Origin of the sequence: Streptomyces sp. CB02261 (assembly GCF_001905665.1) — a bacterium.
Lineage (GTDB): Bacteria > Actinomycetota > Actinomycetes > Streptomycetales > Streptomycetaceae > Streptomyces.
The window spans coordinates 238,516-264,506 of sequence record NZ_LIVX01000007.1; the positions used below are offsets into that span (position 1 = coordinate 238,516).

General features: G+C 73.2%; 27 protein-coding genes. 17 read left to right on the forward strand and 10 right to left on the reverse strand.

Annotation, left to right across the window (positions count from 1 at the left end; translation table 11 throughout):
• Window positions 1–73: 73 nt before the first annotated feature.
• Entirely contained in the window at window positions 74–637 is a 564-nt protein-coding gene (locus AMK29_RS23705) for a DUF5134 domain-containing protein (protein WP_073816339.1), read from the reverse strand.
• 194 nt (window positions 638–831) lie between these two features.
• Between AMK29_RS23705 and AMK29_RS23710 the strand changes: the two genes are divergently transcribed.
• The 6 genes from AMK29_RS23710 to AMK29_RS23735 all read left to right on the forward strand — a co-directional run bounded on the left by AMK29_RS23710 (window position 832) and on the right by AMK29_RS23735 (window position 6,215).
• The gene (locus tag AMK29_RS23710; RefSeq protein WP_073817171.1) at window positions 832–1,383 is read left to right on the forward strand and encodes a GNAT family N-acetyltransferase; all 552 of its coding nucleotides are present in this window, start codon (window positions 832–834) and stop codon (window positions 1,381–1,383) included.
• A gap of 155 nt (window positions 1,384–1,538) precedes the next feature.
• Window positions 1,539–2,948, forward strand: a complete 1,410-nt coding sequence (locus tag AMK29_RS23715; protein WP_073816341.1) for a DUF6421 family protein — start codon at window positions 1,539–1,541, stop codon at window positions 2,946–2,948.
• Window positions 2,949–2,983: 35 nt separating this feature from the next.
• Window positions 2,984–3,745, forward strand: coding sequence for an SDR family oxidoreductase (locus AMK29_RS23720; protein WP_073816343.1), 762 nt, complete (start codon window positions 2,984–2,986; stop codon window positions 3,743–3,745).
• The gene (locus tag AMK29_RS23725) at window positions 3,742–4,821 is read left to right on the forward strand and encodes a threonine aldolase family protein (RefSeq protein ID WP_073816346.1); all 1,080 of its coding nucleotides are present in this window, start codon (window positions 3,742–3,744) and stop codon (window positions 4,819–4,821) included. The genes AMK29_RS23720 and AMK29_RS23725 overlap by 4 nt, the downstream gene beginning before the upstream one ends.
• A 75-nt stretch (window positions 4,822–4,896) precedes the next feature.
• Window positions 4,897–5,496: a transglutaminase-like domain-containing protein gene (locus AMK29_RS23730; RefSeq protein WP_073816348.1), complete on the forward strand. Its 600-nt coding sequence runs from the start codon at window positions 4,897–4,899 to the stop codon at window positions 5,494–5,496.
• Between the two features lie 26 nt (window positions 5,497–5,522).
• Entirely contained in the window at window positions 5,523–6,215 is a 693-nt protein-coding gene (locus AMK29_RS23735; protein ID WP_073816351.1) for a B3/B4 domain-containing protein, read from the forward strand.
• Window positions 6,216–6,269: 54 nt separating this feature from the next.
• Here AMK29_RS23735 and AMK29_RS23740 read toward each other — a convergent pair whose 3' ends face one another.
• The gene (locus tag AMK29_RS23740) at window positions 6,270–6,992 is read right to left on the reverse strand and encodes a lysophospholipid acyltransferase family protein (protein WP_073816353.1); all 723 of its coding nucleotides are present in this window, start codon (window positions 6,990–6,992) and stop codon (window positions 6,270–6,272) included.
• Between the two features lie 193 nt (window positions 6,993–7,185).
• Between AMK29_RS23740 and AMK29_RS23745 the strand changes: the two genes are divergently transcribed.
• The 5 genes from AMK29_RS23745 (at window position 7,186) to AMK29_RS23765 (ending at window position 11,724) form a co-directional block, all read left to right on the forward strand.
• The gene (locus tag AMK29_RS23745; protein WP_241845698.1) at window positions 7,186–7,527 is read left to right on the forward strand and encodes a TlpA family protein disulfide reductase; all 342 of its coding nucleotides are present in this window, start codon (window positions 7,186–7,188) and stop codon (window positions 7,525–7,527) included.
• Window positions 7,528–7,724: 197 nt separating this feature from the next.
• Window positions 7,725–8,249, forward strand: coding sequence for a flavin reductase family protein (locus AMK29_RS23750; RefSeq protein WP_073817176.1), 525 nt, complete (start codon window positions 7,725–7,727; stop codon window positions 8,247–8,249).
• A gap of 198 nt (window positions 8,250–8,447) precedes the next feature.
• Complete coding sequence (locus AMK29_RS23755; RefSeq protein ID WP_073816355.1) at window positions 8,448–9,233, forward strand: electron transfer flavoprotein subunit beta/FixA family protein; 786 nt, start codon at window positions 8,448–8,450, stop codon at window positions 9,231–9,233.
• 86 nt (window positions 9,234–9,319) lie between these two features.
• A complete protein-coding gene (locus AMK29_RS23760) occupies window positions 9,320–10,282 on the forward strand; it encodes an electron transfer flavoprotein subunit alpha/FixB family protein (protein ID WP_073816358.1) in 963 nt (320 codons plus the stop codon).
• Window positions 10,283–10,434: 152 nt separating this feature from the next.
• Window positions 10,435–11,724, forward strand: coding sequence for a DUF6986 family protein (locus AMK29_RS23765; RefSeq protein WP_073816360.1), 1,290 nt, complete (start codon window positions 10,435–10,437; stop codon window positions 11,722–11,724).
• Between the two features lie 114 nt (window positions 11,725–11,838).
• Here AMK29_RS23765 and AMK29_RS23770 read toward each other — a convergent pair whose 3' ends face one another.
• Window positions 11,839–12,876, reverse strand: coding sequence for a LacI family DNA-binding transcriptional regulator (locus tag AMK29_RS23770; RefSeq protein ID WP_073816362.1), 1,038 nt, complete (start codon window positions 12,874–12,876; stop codon window positions 11,839–11,841).
• Window positions 12,877–13,011: 135 nt separating this feature from the next.
• On the opposite strand from AMK29_RS23770, the gene AMK29_RS23775 reads away from it, so the two are divergent.
• Window positions 13,012–13,992, forward strand: coding sequence for an ROK family protein (locus tag AMK29_RS23775; protein WP_073817179.1), 981 nt, complete (start codon window positions 13,012–13,014; stop codon window positions 13,990–13,992).
• 86 nt (window positions 13,993–14,078) lie between these two features.
• Here AMK29_RS23775 and AMK29_RS23780 read toward each other — a convergent pair whose 3' ends face one another.
• Window positions 14,079–14,264, reverse strand: a complete 186-nt coding sequence (locus AMK29_RS23780) for a hypothetical protein (protein WP_073816364.1) — start codon at window positions 14,262–14,264, stop codon at window positions 14,079–14,081.
• A gap of 137 nt (window positions 14,265–14,401) precedes the next feature.
• Here AMK29_RS23780 and AMK29_RS23785 point away from each other — a divergent pair, with 137 nt between their 5' ends.
• Entirely contained in the window at window positions 14,402–15,436 is a 1,035-nt protein-coding gene (locus AMK29_RS23785; protein WP_073816366.1) for an NUDIX hydrolase, read from the forward strand.
• A gap of 44 nt (window positions 15,437–15,480) precedes the next feature.
• On the opposite strand, the gene AMK29_RS23790 is transcribed toward AMK29_RS23785, so the two are convergent.
• Together AMK29_RS23790 and AMK29_RS23795 are read right to left on the reverse strand one after the other, a co-directional pair.
• Window positions 15,481–16,161: an MBL fold metallo-hydrolase gene (locus AMK29_RS23790; protein WP_073816368.1), complete on the reverse strand. Its 681-nt coding sequence runs from the start codon at window positions 16,159–16,161 to the stop codon at window positions 15,481–15,483.
• An 84-nt stretch (window positions 16,162–16,245) separates the two neighbouring features.
• On the reverse strand, window positions 16,246–17,610 hold the full coding sequence (locus AMK29_RS23795) for a dipeptidase (protein ID WP_073816370.1): 1,365 nt from the start codon (window positions 17,608–17,610) through the stop codon (window positions 16,246–16,248).
• Between the two features lie 371 nt (window positions 17,611–17,981).
• On the opposite strand from AMK29_RS23795, the gene AMK29_RS23800 reads away from it, so the two are divergent.
• Complete coding sequence (locus tag AMK29_RS23800) at window positions 17,982–19,343, forward strand: geranylgeranyl reductase family protein (protein ID WP_079197125.1); 1,362 nt, start codon at window positions 17,982–17,984, stop codon at window positions 19,341–19,343.
• A 58-nt stretch (window positions 19,344–19,401) separates the two neighbouring features.
• Here AMK29_RS23800 and AMK29_RS23805 read toward each other — a convergent pair whose 3' ends face one another.
• A complete protein-coding gene (locus tag AMK29_RS23805) occupies window positions 19,402–19,884 on the reverse strand; it encodes a nitroreductase family deazaflavin-dependent oxidoreductase (protein ID WP_073816372.1) in 483 nt (160 codons plus the stop codon).
• Between the two features lie 147 nt (window positions 19,885–20,031).
• On the opposite strand from AMK29_RS23805, the gene AMK29_RS23810 reads away from it, so the two are divergent.
• Window positions 20,032–20,727: a TetR/AcrR family transcriptional regulator gene (locus AMK29_RS23810; RefSeq protein ID WP_073816374.1), complete on the forward strand. Its 696-nt coding sequence runs from the start codon at window positions 20,032–20,034 to the stop codon at window positions 20,725–20,727.
• Window positions 20,728–20,849: 122 nt separating this feature from the next.
• Here the strand turns inward: AMK29_RS23810 and AMK29_RS23815 are convergent, their stop codons facing one another.
• Together AMK29_RS23815 and AMK29_RS23820 are read right to left on the reverse strand one after the other, a co-directional pair.
• On the reverse strand, window positions 20,850–21,707 hold the full coding sequence (locus tag AMK29_RS23815; RefSeq protein WP_073817182.1) for a maleylpyruvate isomerase family mycothiol-dependent enzyme: 858 nt from the start codon (window positions 21,705–21,707) through the stop codon (window positions 20,850–20,852).
• A 75-nt stretch (window positions 21,708–21,782) separates the two neighbouring features.
• On the reverse strand, window positions 21,783–23,012 hold the full coding sequence (locus AMK29_RS23820; protein ID WP_073816375.1) for an MFS transporter: 1,230 nt from the start codon (window positions 23,010–23,012) through the stop codon (window positions 21,783–21,785).
• Window positions 23,013–23,126: 114 nt separating this feature from the next.
• Between AMK29_RS23820 and AMK29_RS23825 the strand changes: the two genes are divergently transcribed.
• The gene (locus tag AMK29_RS23825) at window positions 23,127–24,353 is read left to right on the forward strand and encodes an ROK family protein (RefSeq protein WP_073816377.1); all 1,227 of its coding nucleotides are present in this window, start codon (window positions 23,127–23,129) and stop codon (window positions 24,351–24,353) included.
• A 211-nt stretch (window positions 24,354–24,564) separates the two neighbouring features.
• Here the strand turns inward: AMK29_RS23825 and AMK29_RS23830 are convergent, their stop codons facing one another.
• Window positions 24,565–25,032 (reverse strand): SRPBCC family protein, encoded by a 468-nt coding sequence (locus tag AMK29_RS23830; RefSeq protein ID WP_073816379.1) that lies wholly within the window; start codon window positions 25,030–25,032, stop codon window positions 24,565–24,567.
• An 85-nt stretch (window positions 25,033–25,117) separates the two neighbouring features.
• Between AMK29_RS23830 and AMK29_RS23835 the strand changes: the two genes are divergently transcribed.
• The gene (locus AMK29_RS23835) at window positions 25,118–25,888 is read left to right on the forward strand and encodes an SAM-dependent methyltransferase (protein WP_073816382.1); all 771 of its coding nucleotides are present in this window, start codon (window positions 25,118–25,120) and stop codon (window positions 25,886–25,888) included.
• Window positions 25,889–25,991: the final 103 nt, after the last annotated feature.

Consider the following 25,991-nt stretch of genomic DNA (forward strand, 5'->3'; position numbering starts at 1 on the left):
TGAGTGCGGTACCGGTCGGGGGTACGGCCTCGGACGGCAAGTGACGTACGCCACGGTTTTGTTGGGCGCCCGCCTACAAGGTCACGAGCATCGCCAGCGTGGCGAGCGCCATCGACAGCCGGCAGACGAGCGCCAGCTCCGGCCGGGCCGTCCAGGCCTGCCCCGGGCCGCCGCCCGCGGCGGCCGCCGCCACCGGCACGAGTCTCGCGCCCGCGTGCAGCACGTACACCATGTAGTAGAGGAGCAGTCCGCCCGTGAGGACGGGTATGCCGCCCGCCGCGCCGGCCGTGTGCCCCGCGTGCGCCCCCGCGCCGGGGGAGGCCATCGCCACCGCCATGTAGACCATGGCGAGCGAGCCGACCAGATGGTGCAGATGGCGACCGCCGTGCCGGAGCGCGAGCAGGCCGCGCAGGGCCGCGCAGCCGAACACCGCGGCGTACACCGCCCAGCTCCACCCCGGCGGCGTGAGCACCGCGGCGGGCAGCGCCATGGACGCCATCCCGAACCCCATCACCGCCTCGCCGCCCGCCGTCCGTCGCTCCTCCCCGGCGCACACGCGCATCCGCAACAGGCAGTACGCGCCCGCGGCCGCGCACAGCGCGACCATGAGCCACCCGGACAGAGCCGGTCCGTGCACGGCACACCTCCCCCTCGACGCCGTCCGTTCCCCGGAGGACTGCCCGTCGCCGGCGGCACCCACGCGGGCGCACGGGCGCACACAGGCGTACGAAGGGGAGTGAAGGGCACGCGCGTTAGGCTCGGGACGATCGCGCACGACGATCGTCAGCGCCCGAGGGGAGCCCCGTTCACATGGACACCGCCACGTCCCGCATGGACACCGCCACGTCGCACGAGACCGGCCGGATCAGCTACCGCGAGGCGGTCCTCGCCGATGTCCCGGCCCTCGTGCCGCTCGTCGAGTCGGCCTACCGGGGCGACGCCAGCCGGGGCGGCTGGACCACCGAGGCGGACATCCTCCAGGGGCAGCGGACCGACCCCGACGGCGTGGCGGCCGTGATCACCGCTGAGGACAGCCGGCTCCTGGTCGTCGAGCGCGGGGGCGAGATCGTCGCCTGCTGTCAGCTGGAGCACCGGGGGAAGGCGGCCTACTTCGGGATGTTCGCGGTCCGCCCCGAGCTGCAGGGCGCGGGCCTGGGCAAGCAGATCATCGCGGAGGCCGAGCGCCGGGTGCGTGAACTCTGGGGCGCGGGGGAGATGCACATGACGGTGATCTCCGTACGGGAGGAGCTCATCGCCTGGTACGAGCGGCGCGGCTACCGGCGCACCGGCCGGATGTCGCCGTTCCCGTACGGCGACGAGCGCTTCGGCGTGCCGCAGCGCGACGACCTGGAGTTCGAGCTGCTCGTGAAGCCGCTGAGCTGACCGGACGGCGGAAGGGTGGCCTCAACCCTGTCGCACAGGAAAAACTTCCGTCGACAGGGGGGTCGCGCAGGATAATTTCTCTTGCTCCCCTTGTCATGGAGATCCGTCGATGGTTACGGTGTCTTGACGCGAGGTTCTCCTGTGGAGGAAGAGGAATGACGGAAATTCTTGTGCAGGACGTGACCGGTGGGGGGATATCCCTCGATGCCGCCCGGGTGATCGACCACCCCGCCTGGCCCGAGCTCAAGGATGCCGTGGAGGAGATCCGCGCCTGGCAGAGCACGGACGGCTCCATCGACTTCGAGGCCGAGGGCGCACCCGCCCGCTCCCTCGTCGAGCTGACCATCGACCGCGTCACCGCCGCGGTCGAGCAGCTCTCCCCGCTCGTCCCGCACGACGGCGCCTACCACCGCGCCCTCGTCGACGACCTGCGCAAGTGGGCCGAGAGCGGCTTCACCGTCCCGGACTTCCTGGACTCGCTGCTCGCGTTCCAGCCCGCGGCCGACCGCGTGGACGGGCTCCAGCACCTCGTGCTCTTCCCGATGTACACGCAGAACGGCAACCCGGACCGCAACCTCGAAGCCGTCGTGCTCCGCATGGTGTGGCCGGAGTGGCTCGCCGAGCTCGAGGCGACCCGCTACGACAACCCGCTCTTCTGCGGCATCACCTTCGAGGACTTCACCGCCGGGTACGACACCCACTCGGCCGTCCTCTTCCCGGAGACCATCGCCGTCCGCGAGGCTCCGGAGCGCTTCACCTGGGGCGGCATCTTCTGCGACCGCGAGGCCGCGCGCTTCCGCAAGGTCACCGCGGCCGCCGTCGACACGCTGGGCCTCCAGCTGCCCGCCGACATCGCCGCGATGATCGACGACCAGGAGCGCTGCGAGAAGGCCTTCGTGCTCTGGGACATGGTCCACGACCGCACCCACAGCCACGGGGACCTGCCCTTCGACCCCTTCATGATCAAGCAGCGCCAGCCCTTCTGGATGTACGGCCTGGAGGAGCTCCGCTGCGACCTCACCGCCTTCAAGGAGGCCGTGAAGCTGGAGGCCGAGGGCAACACGCACGGCCGTGACGTGCAGTACGCGGTCCTCTTCGACCGGATGTTCCGCTTCCCGCTCTCCGGCGACCGCACCCGCAACTACGACGGTCTCGGCGGCCAGCTCCTCTTCGCGTACCTCCACAAGCACGACGTGGTGCGCTGGACGGACAACACCCTGAAGATCGACTGGCAGCGGGCCCCCGAGGTCACCAACCAGCTCTGCGCCGAGATCGAGACCCTCTACCGCGACGGCATCGACCGCCCCAAGCTCGTCCACTGGTTCAAGGCGTACGAGCTCGTCTCCACCTACCTCGCCCCGCACCCGGGATCGAAGTGGGCCAAGGGCCCCGACGCCCTCGACCTGTCGCTCCCGCCCCGCAAGCTCGTCGACGACGTGCTTCCGGACGAGTTTCCGCTCAGCATGTTCTTTGAGGCCCTCGCCAAGAAGCTGAAGGGCGTGATCGCCGACACCAAGGGCATCACCGCCGCCGACGTTTCGCGGACCGAGCGGGCCGCCGCGTGAGCGCTCGTACCGAGGACACGGAGGAGGCGTCGCCCATGAACGCCAACGGAAACAGCGGGTCGCTCGAAGGTGCCGTCATCGCGGTCGCCGGCGCGGCCGGCCCCGCGGGCCGCGCCGCCCTGCTGCGCCTCGCCGAGGCGGGCGCGACCGTCGTCGGCTCCGACGCCGACCCGACCCGGCTCGCCGAGGCCGTCGACGCCGCCCGCTACGCGCACGGCGGGGCCACCGTCATCGGTGACACGGTCGATCTGCTCGACCTGGACGCCACGCGCGACTGGGCCGAGAAGACCGAGAAGGAGTTCGGCCGCATCGACGGCCTGGTCCACCTGGTCGGCGGCTGGCGCGGCAGCGCCTCCTTCACGGAGACCGACCTCAAGGACTGGGACTTCCTGGAGAAGCTCCTGATCCGTACGGTCCAGCACACCTCGCTCGCCTTCCACGACGGCCTGCTCCGCGCGGGCGGACGCGGCCGGTACGCCCTGATCAGCCAGGTCGGCGCGCACAAGCCGCTGGCCAACAACGCCGCCTACAACGCCGGCAAGGCCGCCGCGGAGGCCTGGACCCTGGCCATGGCGGACTCGTTCCGCAAGCTGGGGGGCGACGACGGCCCGCAGGCGGCGGCTGCCATCCTGGTGATCAAGGCATTGGTGCACGACGCCATGCGCGCCGAACGCCCCAACGCGAAGTTCGCGGGCTTCACCGACGTCGGCGATCTCGCCGACGAGATCGCCGGTCTGTGGGACAGGCCCGCCCAGGAAGTGAATGGACAGCGTCTGTGGCTGACCCCCAAGCCGTGACCGCGGCCCTCGGCCCCAGGACCGACGCGCGTCGGCACCACGACCCGTCGGTCCGGGGCTTCGCCAGCGACAACTACGCCGGCGCCCACCCCGAGGTGCTCGCGGCCCTCGCCCTCGCCAACGACGGCCACCAGGTCGCCTACGGCGAGGACCAGTACACCGAGCACCTCCAGCGCATCATGCACAGCCACTTCGGCCCCAGCGCCGAGGCCTTCCCCGTCTTCAACGGGACCGGGGCGAACGTGACCGCGCTCCAGGCGCTCACCGACCGCTGGGGCGCCGTCATCTGCGCCGAGTCCGCGCACATCAACGTCGACGAGGGCGGGGCGCCGGAGCGGATGGGCGGCCTCAAGCTGCTCACCGTGCCGACCCCGGACGGCAAGCTCACCCCCGAGCTGATCGACCGGCAGGCCTGGGGCTGGGAGGACGAGCACCGGGCGATGCCCCAGGTCGTCTCCATCACCCAGAACACCGAGCTGGGCACCGTCTACACCGTCGACGAGATCCGCGCGATCGTCGAGCACGCCCACTCCAAGGGCATGAAGGTCCACCTCGACGGGGCCCGGATAGCCAACGCCGCCGCCTCCCTCGACGTGCCGATGCGCGCGTTCACCAACGCGGTGGGCGTCGACGTCCTCTCGTACGGCGGCACGAAGAACGGCATGCTCTTCGGCGAGGCCGTGGTCGTCCTCAACCCCGACGCGGTCAGCCACATGAAGCACCTGCGCAAGCTGTCCATGCAGCTCGCGTCGAAGATGCGCTTCGTGTCGGTGCAGCTGGAGGCCCTCCTCTCGAAGGACCTGTGGCTGCGCAACGCCCGGCACTCCAACGCGATGGCCCAGCGCCTCGCGGCGGGCGTGCGCGAGGTGGACGGGGTGGAGATCCTCTACCCGGTCCAGGCCAACGCGGTCTTCGCCCGGCTGCCGCACGAGGTGAGCAGGCGGCTCCAGGAGCGCTTCCGCTTCTACTTCTGGGACGAGGCCGCCGGCGACGTCCGCTGGATGTGTGCCTTCGACACCACGGAGGACGACGTGGACTCCTTCCTCCAGGCCCTGAAGGAAGAACTCGCCCGCTGAGTTGTTCTGCATGAGTATGCGGCCGGACGGAAAGTCATTGACTTGCGTCCGGCCGTTTCCGTACGCTCGCCCCGCATGGAACTCGTCCAGCAGAACCCCGAAATCGACGCCTATCTCGCCGCCGGCGAGGCCGTCGACCATGAGCACCCGGTGGTCCGGGCCGTCGTGCGCGACCTCTCCGGTCGGCACCCCGACGCATACGCATACGCCGCCGCGGCCTACACCTACGTACGCGACACCGTGCCCCACTCCATCGACGCGGGCGACCTCCGCGTCACCTGGCGCGCCTCCGACGTCCTGGAACACCGCACCGGCATCTGCTACGCCAAGTCCATCGCGTACGCCGCGCTCCTGCGGGCCCGCGGCATCCCGGCGGCCCTCTGCTACCAGCGGCTCGCCGACGACGACGGCGCGAACCCCGTGATCCACGGCCTCGTCGCGCTCCTGCTCCCCGGCGAGCGCGGCTGGGCCCGGCAGGACGTACGGGGCAACAAGCCCGGCGTCGACGCCCGGTTCTCCCTGGAGGAGGAGCGACTGGCCTGGACCGTACGCCCGGAGTTCAATGAAGTGGATTATCCGGTGCTCTACACTGAACCACACCCGGCCGTTCTGGACGCGCTGCGCGCCGCGCCCGACCGGCCGGCCCTCTGGCGGACGCTCCCCACGGAGCTCTGACCCCGTACTCCAGCGAACGGCGGACCATGACCCTCACGCTCACCGTCTCCGACGAGGTGCGCACCCTCGTACCCGGCTTCACCGCGCTCGTGATCGAGGCCCGCGGTCTGGTCAACGGGCCCAGTGACGACACCAGCGCGGCCCTCCTCGACGAGGCCGCGCGACGCCTCGCCGAGCGCCTCGGAGGCCGGACCCCGGACCAGGACCCGCACATCGCCGCCTGGCGCGCCGCGTACAGCGCGTTCGGCGCCAAGCCCTCCCGCACCCGCAACTCCGCAGAGGCGCTCGCCCGCCGGGCGCTCGCGGACGGCGGACTGCCCCGGATCAACCGGCTCGTCGACGCCTACAACGCGATCAGTGTCGCCCATCTCATCCCGGTCGGCGGCGAGGACCTGGGCAGGATCCGGGGCGCCATGCGCCTCGTCCGGGCCGCCGGCGACGAGCCCTTCGTCACCGTGGCGGGCGGCGAGGAGACGGTGGAGCACCCGGAGCCCGGGGAGATCGTCTGGTGCGACGAGGAGGGGGTCACCTGTCGGCGCTGGAACTGGCGCCAGGGGCCCCGCACCCGGATCGACGACGACACGGTCGACGCCGTCTTCCTGCTGGAGTCGCTCGCCCCCATGACCCGGGACGAGCTCCTCGCGGCGGGCGCCGAGCTCGCCGAGTCGCTGGAGAAGCTCAGCCCCGGAGCCCGGATCACCGTCAGGGACCCGGAGTGACGGTCCGGCGTCCCCCGGGGAAGGTGCGGGGGCGGGCCCGCGCGTGGACGACCGTCAGCCCGCTTCCTTGACCTGGGCCGGCGTCGGAGCCGTACCCCCGAGGTGCGCGGGCACCCACCAGGTGTCGCTCGCGTCCTTGGGGCGCACCGGGTAGGACCGCTGCGCGGCCTCCAGGAGCTCCTGGACGCGCTCGCGCAGCCGTCGTGTGATGGCGCCCGCGTACTGGTCGGCGGGGGCCTCGAGGGGCTCGCCGACGCGGATCGTCACCGGGATGTGGCTCCGCTTGAAGTTCCGGGGGCGGCCCTTCGTCCACAGCCGCTGGGTGCCCCAGAGCGCCATCGGGATCAGCGGGACGCCCGCCTCCTGCGCCAGGCGCGCAGCACCCGTCTTGAAGCCCTTCAGCGTGAAGGACTGCGAGATGGTCGCCTCGGGGAAGACACCGATGATCTCCCCGGACCGCAGCGACTCGAGCGCGTGCTTGTAGGCGTGCTCGCCCTGCGCGCGGTCCACCGGGATGTGCTTCATGCCGCGCATGAGCGGCCCCCCGATCTTGTGCCGGAAGACCGAGTCCTTCGCCATGAAGCGCACCAGGCGCTTCTGCGGCAGCGCCGCGAGACCCGTGAAGATGAAGTCGAGGTAGCTGATGTGGTTGCTGACCAGCACCGCCCCGCCGGTCCGCGGGATGTGCTCGGAACCCTGCGTGTCGATCTTCAGGTCGAGTGCCTTGAACAGGGTGAGCGCGGCACCGACGACCGGTCGATAGACGAGTTCTGCCATCGGAGAGGAACCTCTTCTTCGTGTGCCTGGGGATGGTCTCCCCGCGAAGTTACGCAGCCGTAGGTTTTCGGCTTTGGGGCAGATCGTGCCCCATGTGGGGCGCCGTGACCAGTCCAGGCGGCTTCGCACAGGGAGATTCTCGTCACTCGCGGTGGCCGTGGCGGGAATCGAACGGCCCCGTGCGACGCTGCACCTGGGACACGCCGACGTAAGGGGAAGAGGAGTGACCGAGGTGCTCGGATCCGACGTGCTCGGCGCCGAACTGGGGGAGCGGGCCACCCTCGTCCAGTTCTCCACGGCCTTCTGTCAGCCCTGCCGGGCCACCCGCCGCACCCTCGCCGAGGTCGCCGCGATGGTGCCGGGCGTGGGTCACGTGGAGATCGACGCCGAGGAGCGGCTCGATCTCGTACGCGAGCTCGGCATCGCGCGGACCCCCACCGTCCTCGTCCTCGACCGGACGGGCCGGGTCGTCCGCCGGGCCGCCGGGCAGCCCCGCAGGGCCGATGTCATCGCCGCCCTGGGGCGCGCGGTCTGACGCGGTGACACTTCTCCCACATGCCGGTACCCACTTGACTGCACGCGGCAACGATCGTCACCCTGACGGAGTGCCCCCAGAACTCCTTCTCTACGGCCGGACCCACGTGGACCTGGCCCGCAACGCGAGCGCGCGCTGTCCGGGTCTCTGACGACCCCAGGACCTCATCCATGCCGCCCTCGCAGAAGGACAACTCCATGACGGTTTCGCCCGAGCTCCGCGCCGTCCCCCTCATCGGCGCCCCCCGGCAGGCCTCTCCCGATCTGCTCCGTTCCGTCTTCCGCAGGCACGCCGCCGGTGTCGCGGTCGTCACCGCGCACGGCGAGCACCCGGTCGGTTTCACCGCGACCTCGCTCAACTCCGTCGCCGCGGACCCCCCGCTGATCTCCTTCGGGGTGGGCACCTCCTCCTCCAGCTGGCCCGTGCTCGCCGACGCCGAGCACATCGGGGTGCACATACTCGGCGAGCACCAGCAGGACCTCGCCGCCACGTTCGCGCGCAGCGGAGCCGACCGCTTCGGCGAGGGGACGCGCTGGAGCATCGGACCCGAGGGCGTCCCCGTGCTCGACGGCGTCCTTGCCTGGATGGTCTGCCGCGTGGTGACCCGTGTGCCCGCCGGTGACCACCGGATCGTGATCGCGCAGGCGGTCGCGGGGGACCCGGACGGGGCCGGCCGGCCGCTCCTCTATCACCACGGACGTTTCAACGCCCTGCGCGACTGAGGTTCCCGTGCGGCCGGCTCCGCGAGCGTTGGCCAGATCACACGTCTGAGCGCTTGCTTACTGGTAACGAACTGGGTGTACTGGCGAGTAATATTTCGGTCGGGGCGTCCGGCGCCCCGACCGGAAACCCGCCCTTCAGGCGCCTATGCTGCGAGCAACAAGGCAGCCCAGTTATGACGATGCAGTAGGAGAGCCGGCGTGAGCTTGAGGATCGTTGTCTGTGTGAAGTACGTGCCCGACGCGACCGGAGACCGCAAGTTCGCGGACGACCTGACGGTCGACCGCGACGACGTCGACGGCCTGCTGTCGGAGCTCGACGAGTACGCGGTCGAGCAGGCCCTGCAGATCGCCGAAGAGGCGGACGACGCCGAGGTCACCGTGCTCACGGTCGGCCCCGAGGACGCCAAGGACGCGCTGCGCAAGGCGCTCTCGATGGGCGCCGACAAGGCCGTCCACGTCGAGGACGACGACCTGCACGGCACCGACGTCATGGGCACCTCGCTGGTGCTCGCCAAGGCGATCGAGAAGACCGGCTACGACGTCGTCATCGCCGGCATGGCCTCCACCGACGGCACCATGGGTGTCCTGCCGGCGATCCTCGCCGAGCGCCTGGGCGTCCCGCAGGTCACGCTGCTCTCCGAGGTCTCCATCGAGGACGGCGTCGTGAAGGGCCGCCGTGACGGCGACACCGCCTCCGAGCAGCTGGAGGCCTCCCTCCCGGCCGTCGTCTCCGTGACGGACCAGTCGGGCGAGGCGCGCTACCCCTCCTTCAAGGGCATCATGGCCGCCAAGAAGAAGCCGGTGGAGTCCCTGGAGCTGGACGACCTGGACATCGACGCGGACGAGGTCGGCCTCGCCGGCGCCTGGACCGCGGTCGACTCGGCCGCCGAGCGCCCCGCGCGCACCGCGGGCACGATCGTCAAGGACGAGGGCGAGGGCGGCAAGCAGCTGGCCGGCTTCCTTGCGGAGCAGAAGTTCATCTAAGACTCAGCCTCGCGATCCGGACGCCCGTCCGGCTCGCGCGAGCCCCTCAGACCCGCCCCTTTCCCCTCGCAGGAGATTGAAGTCCCATGGCTGAGATTCTCGTCTACGTCGACCACGTCGACGGAGCCGTCCGCAAGCCCACCCTGGAGCTGCTGACCCTCGCCCGCCGCATCGGTGAGCCCGTCGCCGTCGCCCTGGGCAACGGCGCCGCCGACACCGCCGCCGCGCTCGCCGAGCACGGCGCCGTGAAGGTCCTCACCGCCGACGCCCCCGAGTTCGCCGACTACCTGGTCGTCCCGAAGGTCGACGCCCTCCAGGCCGCGTACGAAGCTGTCTCCCCGGCCGCCGTGCTCGTCCCGTCCTCCGCCGAGGGCAAGGAGATCGCGGCCCGCCTCGCGGTCCGCATCGGCTCCGGCATCATCACCGACGCCGTGGACCTGGAGGCCGGTGACGAGGGCCCGGTCGCGACGCAGTCCGCGTTCGCCGCCTCCTTCACCACCAAGTCCCGTGTCTCCAAGGGCACCCCGGTCATCACGGTCAAGCCGAACTCGGCCCCTGTGGAGGCCGCCCCGGCCGCCGGCACCGTCGAGGCCCTCACGGTCTCCTTCGGCGCGCTGGCCACCGGCACCAAGGTGACCGGCCGTACCCCGCGCGAGTCGACCGGCCGCCCCGAGCTGACCGAGGCCGCGATCGTGGTCTCCGGTGGCCGCGGTGTCAACGGCGCCGAGAACTTCGCGATCATCGAGGCGCTCGCCGACTCCCTCGGCGCGGCCGTCGGCGCCTCCCGCGCCGCCGTCGACGCCGGCTGGTACCCGCACTCCAACCAGGTCGGCCAGACCGGCAAGTCGGTCTCGCCGCAGCTGTACATCGCCTCCGGCATCTCCGGCGCGATTCAGCACCGCGCGGGCATGCAGACCTCGAAGACGATCGTCGCGATCAACAAGGACGCCGAGGCGCCGATCTTCGACCTCGTCGACTACGGCGTGGTCGGCGACCTCTTCGACGTCGTCCCGCAGCTGACCGAAGAGGTCAAGACCCGCAAGGGCTGACCTGCGGTTCTCTCGCGGCCGGGGCCGCACGGTGATCTCTCACCGTGCGGCCCCGGGTCGTTTCGGACAACCATTGACTCAGGTCCCGACAGGCTACTAACTTCGCCATACGGATTGTTGATTCCGTGCAGCGGAAAACAGGAGGATGTGGGATGGGTCAGCAGGAGAAGGTGTCGACGAGCCTCGCGGGCGCGGTCAGCGAGGGCATCAGCGCCTCCCTCGCCGCGGTGGACGCCGAGCTGGACCGCCGCTACCCGGGGGACCCCGGCACCCGCCAGCCCGTCCACACCGTCTACGTCCCCGGGAACGTCTTCGACGCCGGCACCATCCGCTCCTGGGGCGACCGGGCCCTCGCCGCCCTCGACGAGCACGCGCCCGACGCCGCCTCGTTCGCCGCCGTCCTGGGCCTGTCCGAGGATCTCGCCGAGGACGTCTACGGCCGCGTCCGCGCCAAGCTGGAGCGCGAGCCGATCGAGGACCTCCGGGTCGACTTCGAGGACGGATACGCCGGAAAGGACGAGGACGCCGACGCCGCCCGCGCCGCCCGGCTCATCTCGGAGGCGTACCGGAACGGCACCGCCGCCCCGTACATGGGCATCCGGATGAAGTGCATGGAGGCCGCCGTACGCGACCGGGGCATCCGCACCACCGACGTCTTCCTCACCGGCCTCCTGGAGAACGGCGGCCTCCCCGACGGCCTCGTCCTCACCCTCCCCAAGGTCACCTACCCCGAGCAGGTCACCGCCTTCGTCCGGCTCCTGGAGGCCTTCGAGAAGGCCCACGGCCTCGACGCCGGCCGCCTCGGCTTCGAGATCCAGATCGAGACCAGCCAGTCCATCCTCGCCACCGACGGCACCGCCGCCGTCGCCCGGATGATCGGCGCCGCCGAGGGCCGCGCCACCGGCCTCCACTACGGCACCTTCGACTACAGCGCCTGCCTCGGCGTCTCCGCCGCCTACCAGGCGAGCGACCACCCGGCCGCCGACCACGCCAAGGCGATCATGCAGGTCGCCGCCGCGGGCACCGGCGTACGCGTCTCCGACGGCTCCACCAACGTCCTCCCGGTCGGCTCGAAGGAACACGTCCACGAGGCCTGGCGCCTCCACTACGGCCTCACCCGCCGGGCCCTCGCCCGCGCCTACTACCAGGGCTGGGACATGCACCCGGGCCACATCCCCACCCGGTACGCCGCCGTCTTCGCCTTCTACCGCGAGGGCTTCGAGGCCGCCGCCAAGCGCCTCTCCGCCTACGCCAACCACGCCGGCGGCGACGTCATGGACGAGCCCGCCACCGCCAAGGCCCTCAGCTCCTACCTGCTGCGCGGCATCGACTGCGGCGCCCTCGACACCGCCGAGGTCGACGCCCTCACCGGCATGGACCGCGCCGCGCTCGACCGCTTCGCCGCCCCGCGCCGAGGCGACCTCACCGCCTCCGCGGAGTAACCGGAAGGCCGGGGTCCGGACGGCCGGGAGGAGGAAGGCCGGGGTCCGGACGGCCGGGGCGAGCAGGAGCCGGGACGGACGGGGGTCACGGACCGGTCGACCGCCCCGGGGATCTCAGTCGGTCGGCGGTGGCGCGATCTCGCCCGACCCACGGGCGAGGAGCGTCGTGCCGAGCACCACCCGCTGCGGCGCCTCGTCGGCCCCGTCGAGGCGCCGGAACAGGCGCTCCGCCGCCGTCCGGCCGAGCGCGGCCGGGTCCTGCGCGACGACCGTGACACCCAGGAGATCGGCCAGCTCGATGTCGTCGAAGCCGACCAGGGCGACCGGCCGCGGGTGCCCCGCCAGGGCCCGGACCACGGTGACCGTGACCCGGTTGTTCCCCGCGAACAGCGCCGTCACCGGCTCCGGCCCCGAGAGGAGCTCCCGTACGGCGGCGCTCACCCGCTCGGGGTCCGTGGAGCCGGGCGCGACCCAGGCGTCCCGGACCGGCAGACCCGCGTCCTCCATGGCCGCGCGGTAGCCGCGCAGCCGCTCGGACGACGTGTGGATGCGCGGCCGGTCGCCGATGAAGCCGATGCGGCGGTGCCCGTGGGCGATCAGATGGGCCACCCCGTCCCGGGCCCCGCCGTAGCTGTCCGAGAGGACGGCGTCGGCCTCGATCAGCCCCGCCGGGCGGTCCACGAAGACCGTGGCGACACCCGCCCTCATCTCCGGCTCCAGGTACCGGTGGTCGTCACCCGCGGGGACGACGATCAGACCGTCGACCCGGCGTGCGCACAGGGCGAGCGCCAACTCCTGTTCCCGGCCCGGGTCCTCGGCACTGGAACCGTTGATGAGCAGGGCGCCGTGCGCCCGCGCGACCTCCTCGACGGCCCGGCTGAGCGGCCCGTAGAACGGGTCGGCGAGATCCTCGAGGACGAGGCCGACGGTCGCGGTCCTGCCCTTGCGCAGCACGCGCGCGCTGTCGTTGCGCCGGAAGCCGAGGACCTCGATCGCCTCCTGGACCCGGCGCTCGGTGTCCGGGGTGACGCCCGGCTCGCCGTTCACCACCCGGGACACCGTCTTCAGGCCGACGCCCGCGCGTGCGGCGACGTCCTTCATCGTGGGCCGGTTGCCGTAGCGGTGCTCGGGGCGGCGGGCGATGTCGGCCACGGTGTGCGGTTCCTCCGTCGAAGATCGGTGCGGTGTCCCTCTGGGGGAAGCATAGGCCCTGGACAACGTTGTCATGGCGCGGGAGACTGTATGGACCACCGTTCCGCCCGCGCCGCCGACTGGAGACCCCGCACCATGCTGACCGATCCCGCCACCGGCCCCGCAGACGGTCTCGTCGCCGCCCTCGACATCGGCGGAACCAAGATCGCCGGGGCCCTGGTCGACGGTGAGGGCGGCATCCGCGTCCGCTCCCAGCGGCCGACGCCCGCGCGTGAGGACGGCGAGACGGTGATGGGCGCGGTCGAGGACGTGCTCGCCGACCTGGCGGCCTCGCCGCTGTGGGAGGCCGCCGGGTCCGTCGGCATCGGCAGCGCCGGCCCCGTCGACGCGTACCGGGGCACCGTGAGCCCGGTCAACGTGCCCGGCTGGCGAGACTTCCCGCTCGTCGAGCGGGTCCACCGGGCGGCGGGCGGACGTCGGCCGGTCACCCTGGTCGGCGACGGCGTCGCCATGACGGCGGCCGAGCACTGGCTCGGCGCCGCCCGGGGCCACGACAACGCCCTGTGCCTCGTGGTCTCCACGGGCGTCGGCGGCGGTCTGATCCTGGGCGGCCGGGTTCACCCCGGCCCCACCGGCAACGCCGGTCACATCGGCCACATGGTGGTGGACATGGACGGCGAGCCGTGCGCCTGCGGCGGGCGCGGCTGCGTCGAGCGGATCGCCAGCGGCCCGCACCTGGCCCGCCGCGCCCTGGAGAACGGCTGGCGGCCAGGGCCCGACGGAGACGTCTCCGCCGCCGCCGTGGCCGCCGCCGCGCGGGAGGGGGACCCGGTGGCCGTCGCTTCGTACGAGCGGGCGGCCCAGGCGCTCGCGGCGGGCATCGCGGCGACGGCGACCCTCGTCGAGATCGACATCGCCGTGGTCGGCGGCGGGGTCGCGGGCGCAGGCGAGGTCCTCTTCGCCCCGCTCCGCCGCAGCCTCGCCTCGTACGCCACGCTCTCCTTCGTCCGGAACCTGCGCGTCGTCCCCGCGCTCACGGGCACCGACGCGGGCCTGCTGGGCGCGGCGGCGGCAGCGAGCGCCGGGGGAGGGGCGGGGGTCGGGACGGGGAGCTGAACAGGCCGGGGCCCTGGGGAACCCGAGGGGCCGAGGTCATCGAGGAAGCGACGGCGCCGAGCGGCCCGGCACCTGCTGAGGCGCCGTCACTCCCTCCGTACGCGCTCCGCCGCAGCCCGCTGCTCCACGATCACCAGGAACGTGTCGGACTCCAGGTCCATCACGACCCGGGCCGGCACCCCTTCGTCGCGCCGCGCGCCGGCGAACTCCTCCGCCGGCAGGCTGCCCCGCGGGCCGCCGGCCGGAAACCGTTCGAGAACCATACGACTCATCTGCGCACCCCCTCGTGCTTGCCGTTCTCAACGACGGCCGCGCGGAAGTGTCACGCACATGCCGAGACCCGCGATCGCGGGTTTCCGTGGCAGGGTGTTGCGGGCAAGCCACTGGGGGCTACCGAAGAGGGGGAATCGTGATCGTCTGGATCAACGGTGCGTTCGGCGCGGGAAAGTCCAGCACCGCGCGCGAGCTGGTCGAGCTGATCCCGAACAGCACGCTGTACGACCCCGAGCTCACCGGCGGGGGACTGCGCCGGCTCCTCCCGGCCAAGCGGCTCGCCGAGGTCGAGGACTACCAGGACCTGCCGATCTGGCGCCGGCTCGTCGTCGACACCGCCGCCGCCCTCCTCGCCGAGCTGGGAGGCGTCCTCGTGGTCCCCATGACCCTGCTCCGGCAGGAGTACCGGGACGAGATCTTCGGAGGACTCGCCGCCCGCCGGATCGAGGTGCGCCACGTCCTGCTCGACCCGGAGGAAACGATCCTGCGGGAGCGGATCGACGGCCGGTCGGAGTACGGCGACCCCGAGGTCGACGCACGCGTACGCGAGTGGTGTCACACGCACCTCACGCCCTACCGCGCCGCCCGCGACTGGCTCGCCGCGGACGCGTACACCGTCGACACCTCGGCGCTCACCGTGGCCGAGGCCGCCCGGTCCGTCGCCGACGCCGTCCGGACCGGTCGCGTCACCTCGTGCGGCATCGTCCAGACCCCCGAACCGACCGGGGAGACCCTCGCCGCCGGCGTCCTTCTCTTCGACGACCAGGACCGATTCCTCCTGGTCGACCCCACCTACAAGCCCGGCTGGGAGTTCCCCGGCGGCGTCGTCGAGCCCGGTGAACCCCCGGCCCGCGCCGGGATGCGCGAGGTGGCCGAGGAGATAGGCCTCGAACTCGACGCCGTGCCCCGCCTCCTGCTCGTCGACTGGGAACGCCCCCAGCCGCCCGGTTACGGAGGTCTGCGCCTCCTCTTCGACGGCGGCAGACTCGGCCCGGAGGAGACCGCGCGCGTCCGCCTCCCCGGCGCCGAGCTGCGCGGCTGGCGCTTCGTCACCGAGGAGGAGGCCGCCGAACTCCTGCCGCCCGTCCGCTACCGCCGCCTGCGCTGGGCCCTGCGCGCACGCGAACGCGGCACGGTGCTCAACCTGGAGGCGGGAGCCCCGGTGGGCTGACCGCCGCCCGCCCTGTCCGCCGTCCGCCCTGTCCGGCGCCCGCCCTATCCGGCGGCCGCGGCGAGCCGGGCCGCCGCGTCCTCGGTCACCGGGGCGCCGTGGCCGCAGCACAGCACCGAGGGGGCGAGCTTCGCGAGGCGCCGCATCGAGTCGAGGGCGAGCGCCCGGTCGACGTGGAACACACCGAAGGTCACGCCCTGGACGGACGCCACCGTGTCCCCGGTGAACAGCACGCCGTGACGCGGGAGATGCACGGCCATCGAGCCGGGCGTGTGTCCCGGCGTGTGGACGACCACCGCGCCGTCGCCGAAGCCGAGTTCCTCGCCGTCCTCGACCTCCCGGTCCACCCGCGTCGGCGGCGCCTCCGGCACCGTCATCCCGTGCGCGAACAGAGGGATCTCCCAGTCCAGGAGGTCCGGTTCCGGCACCGGTGCCTCGCCCCGGACCACCGGCGCGTCGAGCCGGTGCGCGAGGACCTCGGCGCCGTGGCGGTCGGCGAGCTCCTGCGCCGAGCCCACGTGGTCCCGGTGGCAGTGGGTCAGCACGATGCGGCGCAGCCGGTCCGGGTCCAGGCCGGCCGCGCGTATCGCCGTCGCCGTCCCGGCCGCCGTGCCGGCCCAGCCGGCGTCGATCAGAGTCAGCTCCTCCTCGTCCTGCCACAGGTAGGCCTGTCCGATGGAGAAGTCGAGAAGGTGCAGGCGCGAGGTGATCCGGGTGGGTTCCATACGGCGAACCTACGCATCCGCGCAGGTCCGCCGTACGTCTCTACGCTCTCGGCGAGCTTCGCCGAACGCTGAACCGGCTCCCGGTCAGGCCTGCTTCGAACGGGCGTAGTAGAGCAGGAAGTGCGCCTCCGCCACCGAGAGCCGCTCCAGCTCCTCGGGCGAGACGGACTCGTTGGGCGCGTGGATCTGCGCCTCGGGCTCGCTCAGCCCGATCAGCAGGATCTCCGACTCCGGGTACAGCTCGGCCAGCGTGTTGCACAGCGGGATCGAGCCGCCCATGCCCGCCGTCTGCATCTCCTGACCGGGGTACGCGATCCGCATGGCCTCGGCCATCGAGGCGTACGCCGGGCTCGACGTGTCCGCCTGGAAGGGCTGGCCCTGGCCCACCTGCTCCAGCGAGACCCGGGCGTTCCACGGCGTGTGCTTCTCGATGTGGGCGAACAGCAGCTTCGTCGCCTCGGCAGCGTCCTGACCCGGCGGCACCCGAAGGCTGATCTGCGCGCGGGCCGACGCGGGGATCGAGGGGGTCGCCCCGGCCACCGGGTGGCAGTCCATTCCGACGACGGTGACGGCGGGCCGCGCCCAGATCCGGTCGGCGACCGTACCGGCGCCCGGCAGGTCCACGCCCGAGAGGACCTTGGCGTCCTGACGGAAGGCGTCCTCCGGGTACTGCAGACCTTCCCAGTCCTTCTCGCACGGCAGGCCGTCGATGACGGTCGAACCGTCCGGGCCGCGCAGCGAGTCCAGTACGCGGATCAGCGCGGCCAGCGCGTCCGGCGCGGCGCCGCCGAACTGACCGGAGTGCAGGTTGCCCTCCAGGGTGTCGATCCGCACCCGGATCATCGTCATCCCGCGCAGGGTCGCCGTCACCGTCGGCAGACCCACCCGGAAGTTGCCCGCGTCGCCGATGACGATCGCGTCGGAGACGAGGAGCTCGGGGTGCTGCTCGGCGTACCGCTCCAGCCCGCCGGTGCCCTGCTCCTCCGAGCCCTCGACGATCACCTTGACCGTCACGGGGACGCCGCCGTTCGCCTTCAGGGCGCGCAGCGCGAGCAGGTGCATCACGAAGCCGCCCTTGCAGTCGGCCGTACCGCGCCCGTACCACCGTCCGTCGCGCTCGGTCAGCTCGAACGGCGGGGAGAGCCAGGCGGACTCGTCCAGCTTCGGCTGCACGTCGTAGTGCGCGTAGAGGAGGACGGTCGGCGCCCCGGCCGGGCCGGGCAGGATGCCGTACACCGACTGCGAGCCGTCCGGGGTGTCGAGCAGCGCCACGTCCTGGAAGTCCTCGGCGCGCAGGGCGTCCGCAACCCAGTTCGCCGCCGCCTCGCACTCGCTGCGCGGCGCCACGGCCTCGTCCGCCACCGACTCGAAGGCCACCAGCTCCGTGAGCTCCGCCTTGGCCCGGGGCATCAGGGACCGTACGGTCTCGGCGATCGGATTCGAGGTCATGGGCACGCTCCTGGTGGGTGCGACGTTACGACGTGGGGACGGCGATCGGCGTATGTCGTGGTACGACGAACGCACCGTCGATCCTACGGCGCGAGGCCTCGGTGACCGCGCCGTAGGATGCGTCAGGAGCAGACCACCGGTCGGATCAGGAGCAGAAGCACATCGTGAGCAGCGAGCACGCAGAGAACGCCGGTCCGGAGAACACCGCGCCCGAAGGCGCGGCTCCTGAGGGCATCGGTGTGGACGGGGCGGCGGACGTGGACGAGGCGGCGGAGGCGGATCCGACGGCGGCCGCGGACCCGGGGGCGGACGCGGATCCGACGGCCGGTGCGGATCCGGCGGCTGACGCGGACGAGGCCTCGGCGGCGGACGTGGAGGCGCACGCGCCGGACGGCGTGGAGGCGGACGTCTGGGACGTCGTGGTCGTCGGCGCGGGACCGGCCGGCGCGACGGCGGCCTACGCCGCCGCCGTGGCCGGGCGCCGGGTGCTGCTCCTGGAGAAGTCCGAGCTGCCCCGTTACAAGACCTGCGGCGGCGGCATCATCGGCCCGTCCCGTGACTCCCTGCCGCCCGGCTTCGAACTCCCCCTCCAGGACCGGGTGCACGCGGTCACCTTCTCCCTCCAGGGACGGTTCGCCCGCACCCGGCGCTCGCGCCGCATGCTCTTCGGGCTCATCAACCGGCCGGAGTTCGACGCCCAGCTCGTCGAGCACGCGCAGAAGGCCGGTGCCGAGCTGCGGACCGGTGCCACGGTGACCCGGGTGGAGCAGCACGGCCCGTCCGTCCCGGACCGGCGGACCGTCGCCGTCGTCCTCGCCGACGGTGAGACGGTGCTCGCGCGCGCGGTCGTCGGTGCCGACGGCAGTGCGAGCCGCATAGGGGCCCATGTCGGGGTGAAGCTCGGTCAGGTCGACCTGGGCCTTGAGGCGGAGATCCCCGTGCCGCCGTCCGTGGCCGAGGACTGGAAGGGCCGTGTCCTCATCGACTGGGGCCCGATGCCCGGCAGTTACGGGTGGGTCTTCCCGAAGGGCGACACGCTGACCGTCGGTGTCATCTCGGCGCGCGGCGAGGGTGCCGCCACCAAGCGGTACATGGAGGACTTCGTCGCCCGGCTCGGCCTGGCCGGCTTCGAGCCCTCGATCTCCTCCGGTCACCTGACGCGCTGCCGCACGGACGACTCGCCGCTCTCCCGTGGCCGGGTCCTGGTCTGCGGTGACGCCGCCGGGCTCCTGGAGCCGTGGACGCGTGAGGGAATCTCGTACGCGCTCCGCTCGGGCCGTCTCGCGGGGGAGTGGGCGGTGCGGGTCGCGGAGGCCGGCGACGCGGTCGACGCCCGGCGCCAGGCCCTCAACTACGCCTTCGCCATCAAGGCGGGGCTGGGTGTCGAGATGGCGGTCGGGCGGCGGATGCTGGCGCTGTTCGAGCGGCGACCGGGGCTGCTGCACGCGACGATCACGGGGTTCCGCCCGGCGTGGAACGCGTTCGCGGACATCACCCGGGGTTCGGCGACGCTCGGCGGCATGGTCCGCTCCAACGGCATGGCCCGGCGGGCGCTGGAGGTCCTGGACCGGCGGATGGACACCACGTCCGGCGTCGGCCCGGCCGGGCGCGGCGTCGGACAGAAGGAACGGTCGGCGTCGCCGGAGGGTGACGGAGCGAACGTACCGGAGACCCCGAAGGGTGCCGAGGCTTCCGAGGGCGCCGCGGCGACCGACGCTCCGGAAGCGCCCTGACGCCGCGGCGTCGCGGGGGTGGGTGAGGCAGCGGACGGGCTCCGCCGCTCCGGCCGGTTCACGCGGCCGGGGTGGTGGGGCCCGTCGTCGTGAGGAGGAAGACGGGGTGCTTCGGAGCGACGGCGCGCAGCTCGGCGTCGGAGGAGTCGGGGCCGACGCCGCCGAAGAAGACACCGACCTCGGCCTTCCAGCGCTTGAGGTAGGCGCGCAGCAGCGCCGGCTTGTCGTCGTCCGCGACCTCGACGGCGGTGAACTCCTGTACGTGCTTGCCGAGGATCAGCTGCCCGCCGCCGGCGGCCCTCATGTTGTGGGTCCACTGGACGTGGCCACGGGGCGCCACGAGGTATCGGGCGCCGTCGATCGTCATGAGGTTGACGGGCGTACGGCGCCACTCGCCGCTCTTGCGGCCGCGGACGGCGAGCACCCGGGAGCCCCAGACGCTGATGCCGCGCCGGGTCATCCAGGCGACGGCGCGGTTGAGGACGTTCACGGTGAACCAGCCGGGCTTCATGACGTGCGGGGTGCTGGGCTGAGCGGACATGGTTCCTCCTGGGGAGTCGGTGGCCATCCGCGAAGCAAAGTGTGAGCACTGCTCTCGCTTGAGATCAGTGTGCACGAAGCGGTGCTCCCGAGCAAGAGCACTGCTCTCATTTCGAAGCGGCGCTCTGGAAGTGGCACACTGCTCTCCATGACGACCGTTCGAGGAGCCCGCGCCCGCGCCCGTATCGAGATCACCGCCGCCATCAAGCACGAGGCCCGAGCCCAGCTCGCCGCCGAAGGCGCCGCGAAGTTGTCCCTGCGGGCCGTCGCCCGTGAGCTCGGCATGGTGTCCTCCGCGCTCTACCGCTACTTCCCGAGCCGCGACGACCTGCTCACCGCCCTCATCGTCGACGCCTACGACGCCGTCGGCGCGGCGGCGGAGGAGGCCGCCGCCCGGACGTCGGCGCTGCGCCCCCTGGACCGCTGGACCGCCGTCTGCCGGGCGGTCCGCGTCTGGGCCGTCGCCCACCCCCACGAGTACGCCCTGATCTACGGGTCCCCGGTACCCGGCTACTCCGCGCCGCAGGACACCGTCGCCCCCGCCGCCCGCGTCGGCCTCGTCCTCATCGAGATCGCCCGCGACGCCCACGCCGGCGAGGGCGTCGCCCTCCCCCCGCTGCCCGAGGCCCTGCGCCCCGAGGGCGCCCGCATCGCCGCCGACGTCGCCCCGGACCTCCCGCCGGCCCTCGCCGTCGCGCTCGTCGCCGCCTGGTCGCAGCTCTTCGGCCTGGTCTCCTTCGAGGTGTTCGGTCAGTTCAACCGCGTCGTCGAGGACCGCGACACGTTCTTCGCGACGGCCGCCCGCCGACTGGGCCAGGACGTGGGCCTGCTGCCGCGCGGCTGAGCCGCGGCGGGGCACGTCCCCACCGAGAGGCGGGGCACGTCCCCACCTACGGGAGTACGGGCGAGCACCCCGCCGGGCCGACGCGTCGCCCCCGCCCCCGAGCGCCCTTTGCGGTCCTCCGCTCAGGACCAGGTGATCCCCGAGGTCTCCCGCCACAGCCGGGCGAGCTCCTCGTCCCCGGTGAGCGTCACGGCATCGGTCGGCAGCCGGTTCCACAGGGTCAGGTACAGGCGGTCGGCGGGGCCGCTCAGCTCGGTGACCGCCGAAGCCGCGGCCGGAGCCACGGCCGCGGCCCCCACCGAAGCGGAGGCTCCAGCCGACTCCGAGCCCGCCCCGGCACCACGAGCCACACCCCCAGCCCCGGCCACGCCCCCGGCCGGTCGAGCCTCCCGTTCCGTCCGCGGTGGCTCCGTCGCCGACAGGCGCACCGTCCAGACGTCGCCCGTGTCCGTCGCGCGTACCCTCAGCGTCCGGGGCTCCGGCGTTCGCACCCTGCTGCGGTCCCGGCCGTGGAAGCCCCGCAGCAACTCGTCGATCCCGTCGGCGGCGACCCTCGGGTCCACCGGCCCGGGGCCGGTCGTGAGCGCGGACTCGGCGTCCGCGCGGTGGACGGTCGTCTCGTGCGTCTGCCGGCGTGCCCAGAAGGCGAGCGGGGAGGGCGCGGGGAGGAACGTCCAGCACTCCAGCGTCTCCGGCGCCGCGCGCAGGGCGGCGACGAGGCCCGCGTGCCCCTCGCGGTAGTGGGCGAGCAGTTCGTCGCCGTCGAGCGCGGGCTCGCCGTCGCCCGGCTGGTACGTGGTGTGCCCCTCGGCCACGTGGGTCGTCGCCCAGCGGTGCACCATCGTCGTGTGCCGGAGGAGGTCCCGGACGCGCCACCCCGGGCAGGTCGGCACCTCGGCGTCCGGCCCCGCGGCCTCAGCCGCCTCCGCGAGGCCCCGGCCGGCCGCCTCCAGCGCGTCGATGTGCTCCGTGATCTTCATGGTTCCCCCGGCGGTCGTGTCCATGGGCCGGATTCTCGCAGCTCCGGACCTGCGGGCGAGGGGGCGGCACCGGACTCAACTCGCTGGTTCGGACCCCGCGTTCCGCGCCCAGTAGCCCATCGCGGCCGCACCGGCGGCGAGTGCGGCGACCGTCGTGAGCGCCAGCGGCAGGGAGAACCAGTCGGCGAGGAAGCCGATGGACGGCGGGCCGAGCAGCATGCCGCCGTAGCCGAGCGTCGACGCGGTCGCCACGCCGCCGGGGCCGGCCACGGCCCCCGCGCGGGCCACGGCGACGGGGAAGATGTTGGCGAGCCCGAGGCCGGTGACGGCGAAGCCGAGGAGCGTGGCCCAGACGGTCGGCGCGAGTGCGCCGAGCAGCATTCCGGCGGCGGCCGTCGCGCCGCCCGCGACGAGGGTGCGGGTCTGGCCGAGGCGTTCGAGCAGGGCGGTGCCGGTCAGGCGCCCCACGGTCATGGTCAGCGCGAAGACGGAGTACCCGGCGGCGGCGACGCCGGGGTGCGCTCCCAGGTCCTGCTCCAGGTGGAGGGCGCCCCAGTCGGCGAGTGCCCCCTCGCCGTACGCCGTGCAGAGCGCGATCACCCCGAAGACGAGCACGACACGGCGTGTCCCGGCCCGTGACGGGCTGCCGGGGGTCCGGGCGGCGGGTGCGAGGGACTTGGGCGGCGTGGGGGAGGGGTGGCGCAGGAGTGCGGGACCGGCGACGGCCGTCAGGACCAGGCCGACGCCGGTGAGGCCGAGGAGGTGGGCGGTCGGGGAGAGGCCCCCGGCGAGCAGACCGCCGAGGCCCGCGCCGATCATGCCGCCGAGGCTGAAGGCGGCGTGGAAGCTCGGCATCACGGGGCGCCGGAGCGCGGTCACGAGATCGACGGCGGCGCTGTTCATGGCGACGTTGATCCCGCCGTACGCGGCCCCGAAGACGAGCAGGACGAGACCGAGCGCGAGCGGGGAACGAGTGAGGGCCGGCAGCGCGACCGACAGGGAGAGGAGGACGGCGGTGGCGACGGTGACCGCGTGCGAGCCGTAGCGGCGGCAGAGCCGGCCGGTCAGCGTCATGGTGATCACGGCGCCCGCGGACACGCCGAGGAGGGCGAGGCCGAGGTCACCGGCCGAGGCGCCGGTCTGCTGCTTGACGGCGGGGATGCGGACGACCCAGCCGGCGAACAGGAAGCCGTCGAGGGCGAAGAAGAGGGTCAGGGCGACGCGGAGGCGGGACAGGGAGCGGGTGGCGGTGTCTCCGCCGGAGCCCCCCGAGGCGGCCGTCCGTACTTTGTTTAGTAGCGGCACAAACTCAGGATAGGGGGAGACCCCGCCGGTCGACAAGCGGGCGGTCGTCCCCCGCTTCCCGCCCGGCAGGGGTACGGCGCGGCCCCGCCGTCCGATCATGGGAGACTCCCACCCATGAACGGCAAGGCGACGACGACCCGGACACGGCTGGACAGGGGGCGCAACGCGCTCGGCCCCGCACTGGAGCTGGTGCACACCGGCAGGGCTCCGACGCGTGCCGTCCTCACCGCCGAGCTCGGCGTCACCCGTGCCACCGCCGGCGCGGTAGCCGCCGAACTGGAGGCCCTCGGTCTCATCCGGGTCGACTCCAACCCCGGTGCCGCCGCCGGCTCCCAGGGACGGCCCTCGCACCGCCTCGCCGTCGACGAGAAGGGCCCCGTGGCCCTCGCGGCCCAGGTCCACGCCGACGGCTTCCGCGCCGCCCTCGTCGGTCTCGGCGGCACCATCGTCGCCACCGCCCCCGGCTGCGTCACCGTCTCCGCCGACCCCGCCCAGGTCCTCGGTGCCGTCGTCGACGCGGGGGCCGCCCTGCTCCGGGAGAGCGGCCGCCGCTGCGTGGGCGCCGGGCTCGCCGCCCCCTCCGCCGTGGCCGAGCCGGAGGGCACCGCCCTCAACCCGCTCCACCTCGCCTGGCCCGCCGGGGCGCCGGTCCGGGAGATCTTCGCCGAACGGGTACGGGCCGCCGGCATCGAGGGCCCCGCCTTCACCGGCAACGACGTGAACCTCGCCGCCCTGGCCGAGCACCGCCACGGCGCGGGGCGCGGTGCGCGGGACCTGCTCTGCGTGGCCACCGGCCACCGGGGCGTCGGCGGCGCGCTCGTCCTCGACGGACGTCTCCACACCGGGAGCGCGGGGCTCGCCCTGGAGGTCGGCCACCTCACCGTGAACCCCGAGGGCCGCCCGTGCCACTGCGGCAGCCGGGGCTGCCTGGACGTCGAGACCGACCCGCTCGCCTTCCTCACGGTCGCGGGCCGCGCCCCCGGCCCCGAGGTGTCCCTGCTCCAGCAGTCCCGCGACCTGCTGCGGACCAGCCCCGACGACCCGGGTGTCCGCGTCGCCGTCGGGGAGCTGATCGACCGTCTGGGGCTCGGCCTCGCGGGTCTGGTGAACATCCTCAACCCCGACCGGATCATCCTCGGCGGTCTGCACCGCGAGCTGCTCGACGCCGACCCCGAGCGCCTCCGCGCGGTCGTCGCCGACCGCAGCCTGTGGGGTCGCAGCGGTGGAGTGCCGATCCTCCCCTGCACCCTGGACCACAACAGCCTCGTCGGCGCCGCGGAACTGGCCTGGCAGCCCGTACTCGACGACCCGCTGGCCGCCCTGGGCCGCGGGCCGGCCTGAGCGCCGAGCCTCTCCGTACCGGATCGCGGCCCGGTCTGAGCGCCGAGCCTCTCCGTACCGGATCGCGGCCCGGTCTGAGCGCCGAGCCTCTCCGTACCGGATCGCGGCCCGGTCTGAGCGCCGAGCCCTTCCATACCGGATCGCGAACCGGCCTGAGCGCCGAGCCTCTCCGTACCGGATCGCGGCCCGGCGGACACCCGGGGCCCGTCCCTCACGCCTCGGCGCGGCCCTCCACCAGGGCGGCGAGCCGGTCCAGGGCCATGCGCGTCCCCGTCTCGTTGTCGGCGGCGGGCACCGCGTCCGGTACCCCCTCGTGGACGACGAGCACGTCCGTGCCGCCGTCGATCGCGATCAGGGTCGTCGTCAGGGTCATCGCGCCGTGCAGACGGGGGTCCGGGGACTCGAACTCCAGGACCTCGACCACGCGTTCGCCCGCCAGCAGCTCCACGAAGCGCCCGTGGTACGTGTCCGTGCGCTCCCCGGACTTACCGGTGCCGTCCGCGGTCTCGTAGTGCAGCGACACCCGGAAGGCTCCGCCCTCCCGCGCGTCGAAGTCGTGCACCTCGCAGGTCATCCCGTACGGGACGCGCCAGCGGCCGACGGCTCCCGGGTCGAGCAGGGCCCGGTAGACGGCCGAGGGCGGGGCGTCGACATGGCGGGACACACGCGTCGTGTACACGACTGCAAGGCTACGCCCAGCGACCCGCCCCGTCAGCGGGGAAACCGGTGGGCGGCTCAGGCCGGACGACGTACTGTTCCGCCTCATGATCTCTTCTGCGTCCGATCTTCCTCCGCGCCTCGGCAGCCTCACCTTCCACGGCCCGCTCTCCGCGGCCCGTGCCGACCGCATGATCGCCCGGCTCGCCGCCACCGAGCCCGCCGACGTGCTCGACATCGGCTGCGGCTGGGGCGAGTTGCTCCTCCGCGTCCTGGAGGCCGCCCCGATGGCCAAGGGCGCCGGCATCGACATCAACGCGGAGGATCTGGCCCGCGGCCGCGCCCTCGCCGGGGCCCGCGGCCTCGCCGACCGCGTCGAGTTCGTCGAGGAGTCGGCCCTCGGCACCGACCGCGGTCCCGTCGACGCGATCCTCTGTCTCGGGTCGAGCCAGGCGCTCTGCGACCCCGAGCAGCCGCACGACCCCGCCGCCGCTCTGCGTGAGCTGCGCCGGCTGGTCCGGCCGGGGGGACGGGTGGTGCTCGGGGAGGGCTTCTGGGAGCGCACCCCCACCGAGGTGGAGCTGGCCGGCATGTGGCCGGGCGCGAACACCGGCGACCACCTCTCCCTGGGCGCACTCGTCGACCTCGCCGTCGAGGCGGGCTTCCGGCCCGCGTGGATCGAGACGGCGAGCGCGGAGGAGTGGGAGGAGTTCGAGTCGGGCTACCGGTACGACACCGAGGTCTGGCTCGCCGCCCACCCCGGCCACCCGCTCGCCGCCGAGACCCGCGAGCGCGTCGACCGGCAGCGTTCGAGCTGGCTGAACGGCTACCGGCGCGTCCTCGGCATCGCCTATCTGACACTCGTCGCCGTCGCCTGATACGGGCTCACGCGGCGAGGGACACCGGCGCGCGCTCCGTGGACGGTTTCAGCCCGCCCGGCCCGCCGGGACCCGGCGGGTCGAGACCACGGCGGGGGCGGGC

Coding starts and splice junctions, on each gene's coding strand:
- AMK29_RS23750 (WP_073817176.1), top strand. CDS start 7,725: ATGACGGTTTCGCCCGAGCTCCGCGCCGTCCCCCTCATCGGCGCCCCC.
- AMK29_RS23790 (WP_073816368.1), bottom strand. CDS start 16,161: ATGGAACCCACCCGGATCACCTCGCGCCTGCACCTTCTCGACTTCTCC.
- AMK29_RS23795 (WP_073816370.1), bottom strand. CDS start 17,610: ATGACCTCGAATCCGATCGCCGAGACCGTACGGTCCCTGATGCCCCGG.
- AMK29_RS23835 (WP_073816382.1), top strand. CDS start 25,118: ATGATCTCTTCTGCGTCCGATCTTCCTCCGCGCCTCGGCAGCCTCACC.
- AMK29_RS23730 (WP_073816348.1), top strand. CDS start 4,897: ATGGAACTCGTCCAGCAGAACCCCGAAATCGACGCCTATCTCGCCGCC.
- AMK29_RS23735 (WP_073816351.1), top strand. CDS start 5,523: ATGACCCTCACGCTCACCGTCTCCGACGAGGTGCGCACCCTCGTACCC.
- AMK29_RS23775 (WP_073817179.1), top strand. CDS start 13,012: ATGCTGACCGATCCCGCCACCGGCCCCGCAGACGGTCTCGTCGCCGCC.
- AMK29_RS23710 (WP_073817171.1), top strand. CDS start 832: ATGGACACCGCCACGTCGCACGAGACCGGCCGGATCAGCTACCGCGAG.
- AMK29_RS23740 (WP_073816353.1), bottom strand. CDS start 6,992: ATGGCAGAACTCGTCTATCGACCGGTCGTCGGTGCCGCGCTCACCCTG.
- AMK29_RS23765 (WP_073816360.1), top strand. CDS start 10,435: ATGGGTCAGCAGGAGAAGGTGTCGACGAGCCTCGCGGGCGCGGTCAGC.
- AMK29_RS23825 (WP_073816377.1), top strand. CDS start 23,127: ATGAACGGCAAGGCGACGACGACCCGGACACGGCTGGACAGGGGGCGC.
- AMK29_RS23780 (WP_073816364.1), bottom strand. CDS start 14,264: ATGAGTCGTATGGTTCTCGAACGGTTTCCGGCCGGCGGCCCGCGGGGC.
- AMK29_RS23715 (WP_073816341.1), top strand. CDS start 1,539: ATGACGGAAATTCTTGTGCAGGACGTGACCGGTGGGGGGATATCCCTC.
- AMK29_RS23760 (WP_073816358.1), top strand. CDS start 9,320: ATGGCTGAGATTCTCGTCTACGTCGACCACGTCGACGGAGCCGTCCGC.
- AMK29_RS23815 (WP_073817182.1), bottom strand. CDS start 21,707: ATGAAGATCACGGAGCACATCGACGCGCTGGAGGCGGCCGGCCGGGGC.
- AMK29_RS23720 (WP_073816343.1), top strand. CDS start 2,984: ATGAACGCCAACGGAAACAGCGGGTCGCTCGAAGGTGCCGTCATCGCG.
- AMK29_RS23805 (WP_073816372.1), bottom strand. CDS start 19,884: ATGTCCGCTCAGCCCAGCACCCCGCACGTCATGAAGCCCGGCTGGTTC.
- AMK29_RS23810 (WP_073816374.1), top strand. CDS start 20,032: ATGACGACCGTTCGAGGAGCCCGCGCCCGCGCCCGTATCGAGATCACC.